Origin of the sequence: Pseudomonas sp. K5002 (assembly GCF_013386655.1) — a bacterium.
In the GTDB taxonomy this organism is placed as follows: Bacteria; Pseudomonadota; Gammaproteobacteria; order Pseudomonadales; family Pseudomonadaceae; genus Aquipseudomonas.
The window spans coordinates 1-3,635 of record NZ_JACARK010001171.1 but is presented as its reverse complement, the minus strand read 5'-3'; the positions used below and the strand labels follow the sequence as shown (position 1 = coordinate 3,635).

Below are 3,635 nucleotides of genomic sequence, written 5' to 3'. Positions count from 1 at the left end.
CATTCGGATCGTTATGGCGCGTGCCGCTGCGCCAGGCGTTCAACTGCGCCGCGAGGTAGGCCGCAGATTGTCCGGCCAGGGGTGGAAACCCGTCGCCGACGCCCACGCCGGCCGGGCCATGACAGCTGACACAGGCCGGAATCTGGCGCTCCCACGCGCCTTGCAGGGCAATCTTTTGCGCAGCGTCAGTAGGCATCTCGCTGCGGTGCACCGGCACAGGTGCGGGCGCAGGCATTGCCGCCAGCTGCCGGGTTACAGCGCTGACTTCCTCTTCCGTGAGGGCGTTGGCCAGCGGTTGCATCACCGGGCTGTTACGGGCGCCACTTTTAAAATCCTGCAGTTGCTTACGCAAATACCCCGCCGATAAACCGGCCAAACGCGGAAAACCCGCGGCTGCCAGCCCCAGGCCATCAGCCCCGTGGCAGGCCACGCACGGCGCAGCTCCCGGCTGCGAGCCGCCCTGCATATAAACGTTTTTCCCCTCCAGCGCGTGGGCATTGCCCAACATCAGCAACAACGCGCTACCCATCAGAACTCGTTCCAGAGACATCATCACGACTCCATTTTTATAGTTATATGCTTAGGCGAATTAGGCATAAGCCTACAAATGGTAGGGCAATGGCCCGGTCGCGACAACACTCATCCGCGAGCAAAAGGACGGTGTACTGAACATCGCGCACAAAAAAGCCCGACGCTGCGGCAGCAGGGTCGGGCTTCTTGATCGGATTCGAGGTGGGCGGCTAAAGACTCAGCCGGAAATGCACGCTTCCCCCGCAGCCTTCACGTCACCTGGACGAATAGGCACATTGGACATGCTCTCGTAGAGCTTGATACTGCTCCCGCTGGAGCGCTCTTCAATTTCAAAAATGGCCGACGGGTCGGCAGAAAACTTCTGCGGTACGATAACTTGAACACCATCCTTGTGAGGCTCGATCTGCGAAGGCCTGCGGGTTTTAGACAATTTCTGGACAACGCACGCCGCGTATTCCTGTGGTTTTTTCCCGGAGATCACTGCCAGCGTTGGTGGGGTCTGCTTGATATCCGCCACCGAAGCACATCCACCCAACGCCAGGGCCAGAACCAACACACTCCACTTCATATAAAAACCTCCGATAAAGACCCTACGACAGCGAAGAAGGTATTTTTCTCCCGCCCACGTAGGATTTATCCCTGATAACTCGGTAAATAACTGTTTTAAATTGTCGAAGTCGTCGACGACGGTCCGATAATAAACGTGCTGGGGCTGATAAACTCCATCTTAACCTACGTATCGTTCTGATTTTTCAGAAAAAGCCCTTCTGGAGACACCTTATGAAATTCATCCACCAGCGTGAGCACCTCAATGAAGGAGATATTGTCGTCATTGAATGCTCGCAAACCTGCAACATCCGCCTGATGAGCGATGCCAACTTTCGCAGCTTCAAGAACGGCGGCCGCCATACTTACCACGGCGGCGCGTTCGACAAGTTCCCGGCAAAAATCACTGCGCCCAGCACCGGGTTCTGGAACATCACCCTGGACGTCGTGACCCGCCGCGCCATCAGCGTGACCAAAAAGCCGACCTTGTCCCACAAGATCCGCATTGTGCGCCGCACCAATTCGAAACTGAGCTGACAGGAATGCCCGTGACTACCACCAAATATGTGATCAAGTACAAACTCAACGGTGAGCGCCGCTTCGAGTTCGCCCAACTGCAAGCAGGCAGCGTGGAGGAAGCCAAGGAAGCCCTGGCGAAAATCCACGATGCCAGCGATGAGATTACTGACATCAATGTGAGCAAGGCGCTGTAATTCGAGCGCAAGCATCGGAGTGTTCTGACGCTGACGACTTTCTAGACTGGCAGCCCTAATGCGCTGCCACAGGAACTTGTCGATGCCTTCCACTCCACTGCATGAACGCCTGGCCAAGCTGGACTGGGCCGCCATCGAGCAAGCCCTCGATGAACAGGGTAACGCACTGATTCCGGCCCTGCTGGATCAGCAGGAATGCGCTGAACTGAGCGGCCACTACCCCCGACCCGAACTGTTTCGCTCCCATGTGATGATGGCCAGGCACGGCTTTGGCCGGGGCGAATACAAATATTTCCGCTACCCGCTGCCAGCGCCGATCTGCGCGCTGCGTGAACAGCTGTATGGGTTCCTGGCGCCCCAGGCCAATCGCTGGAACGAACAGATGAACCTGCCGATCACCTATCCGGCGCACCATGCCGACTTCATTGCCCGCTGCCACGCTGCCGGGCAGCAACGCCCTACCCCGTTATTGCTGCAATACGGTCCAGGCGACTACAACTGCCTGCATCAGGATCTGTACGGGGAACATGTGTTTCCCCTACAAGTTGCCATCCTGTTGTCGCAGCCGGGAGAGGACTTTCGTGGCGGGGAGTTGGTGCTGACGGAGCAGCGGCCAAGAATGCAATCCCGGGCTCAGGTCGTCCCTCTTAACCAGGGTGACGCGGTAATCTTCGCGGTCAATCAGCGACCCATGCCGAGTGTGAGGGGGTTTCATCGGGTGACCTTGCGCCACGGGGTCAGTGTTCTGCACAGTGGTACCCGGCATACCTTGGGAGTGATTTTTCACGATGCGCAGTAAGACCCTTCCCGGATCAACCGCCGATTTGTTCGCCGATGAGGCGCTGCAACAGCCCCCGGGGCGCGAGCAAATCGGTGAACAATCCTACGTCCTCAGGGGCTATGCCCTGCCCTGGGTCGAGCGTTTGCTACCGGAACTGCGACGGGTATTGGCTCAATCGCCCTTCCGGCAAATGGTCACGCCCGGTGGTTTTACCATGTCGGCGGCGTTAAGCAGTTGCGGTGAATTGGGCTGGACGACCGACTCGACCGGTTATCGCTACTCCCCGATTGACCCGAATAACCAACAACCCTGGCCAGCCCTGCCGGCCGCATTGCGCGAACTGGCCGTGATGGCGGCAGCAGATGCAGGTTTCGACGATTTCGAGCCGGATGCCTGTCTGATCAACCGCTATGTGCCAGGCGCGAAAATGTCCCTGCACCAGGACAAGAACGAGCGTCGCTATGCGGCCCCGGTGGTCTCCGTGTCATTGGGTTTACCGGCGATCTTCCTGTTCGGCGGCCATGAGCGCAGCGACAAGACGCAAAAAGTCTCGCTGTTCCATGGCGACGTAGTGGTATGGGGCGGCGTGGACCGCCTGCGCTTTCACGGCGTGATGCCGATCAAGCCCGGCACGCATCCGGTCATGGGGCCGCAGCGCATCAACCTGACGTTTCGCACGGCCGGATGAATTTGACCGCAAGCATCGGAGTGATGGGAATGCCCCACGGGACTAACCTGGCATTCTTCAACCAGGAGCCACCACCATGACCGCGCGCCACGCCACCGAACAAGACCCCCGCTGGGCCGCGATTGTCGCCCGAGACGCCAAGGCCGACTTGACCTTCGTCTATGGTGTGAAAACCACCGGTGTGTACTGTCGCCCCAGCAGTTCCGCACGGCGCCCGCGCCCGGAGAACGTCGAGTTCTTCGACACCCCGCAACAGGCTGAAGCGGCGGGATACCGGCCCAACAAGCGCGCGTCGGGGGACCAGACCCAGGTGGCCGCACGCCATGCGCAACTCGTGGCAGAGGCCTGTCGGCACATCGAACAGGCCGAAACCCTG

At 59.1% G+C, this 3,635-nt stretch carries 7 protein-coding genes; 5 read left to right on the top strand and 2 right to left on the bottom strand.

Going from position 1 to position 3,635, the window contains the following annotated elements; translation table 11 throughout:
- Both HX846_RS34565 and HX846_RS34560 read right to left on the bottom strand, forming a co-directional pair.
- Nucleotides 1-553: c-type cytochrome (locus HX846_RS34565; protein WP_256740287.1), on the bottom strand; the 553-nt coding region annotated here is incomplete at its 3' end.
- 195 nt (nt 554-748) lie between these two features.
- Nucleotides 749-1,099: a hypothetical protein gene (locus tag HX846_RS34560; RefSeq protein ID WP_003212585.1), complete on the bottom strand. Its 351-nt coding sequence runs from the start codon at nt 1,097-1,099 to the stop codon at nt 749-751.
- Nucleotides 1,100-1,311: 212 nt separating this feature from the next.
- Between HX846_RS34560 and HX846_RS34555 the strand changes: the two genes are divergently transcribed.
- The 5 genes from HX846_RS34555 to HX846_RS34535 all read left to right on the top strand — a co-directional run.
- Entirely contained in the window at nt 1,312-1,614 is a 303-nt protein-coding gene (locus tag HX846_RS34555; protein ID WP_003212586.1) for a DUF1883 domain-containing protein, read from the top strand.
- Nucleotides 1,615-1,625: 11 nt separating this feature from the next.
- Entirely contained in the window at nt 1,626-1,790 is a 165-nt protein-coding gene (locus tag HX846_RS34550) for a hypothetical protein (protein WP_166742130.1), read from the top strand.
- An 82-nt stretch (nt 1,791-1,872) separates the two neighbouring features.
- Nucleotides 1,873-2,589 carry a 2OG-Fe(II) oxygenase gene (locus HX846_RS34545; protein WP_008432503.1) on the top strand — a complete coding sequence of 239 codons (717 nt, stop codon included), beginning with the start codon at nt 1,873-1,875 and terminating at the stop codon, nt 2,587-2,589.
- A complete protein-coding gene (gene alkB, locus HX846_RS34540) occupies nt 2,579-3,259 on the top strand; it encodes a DNA oxidative demethylase AlkB (RefSeq protein WP_008432502.1) in 681 nt (226 codons plus the stop codon). Before HX846_RS34545 ends, alkB begins: the two co-directional genes overlap by 11 nt.
- Before the next feature lie 76 nt (nt 3,260-3,335).
- Nucleotides 3,336-3,635: Ada metal-binding domain-containing protein (locus HX846_RS34535; protein WP_306173196.1), on the top strand; the 300-nt coding region annotated here is incomplete at its 3' end.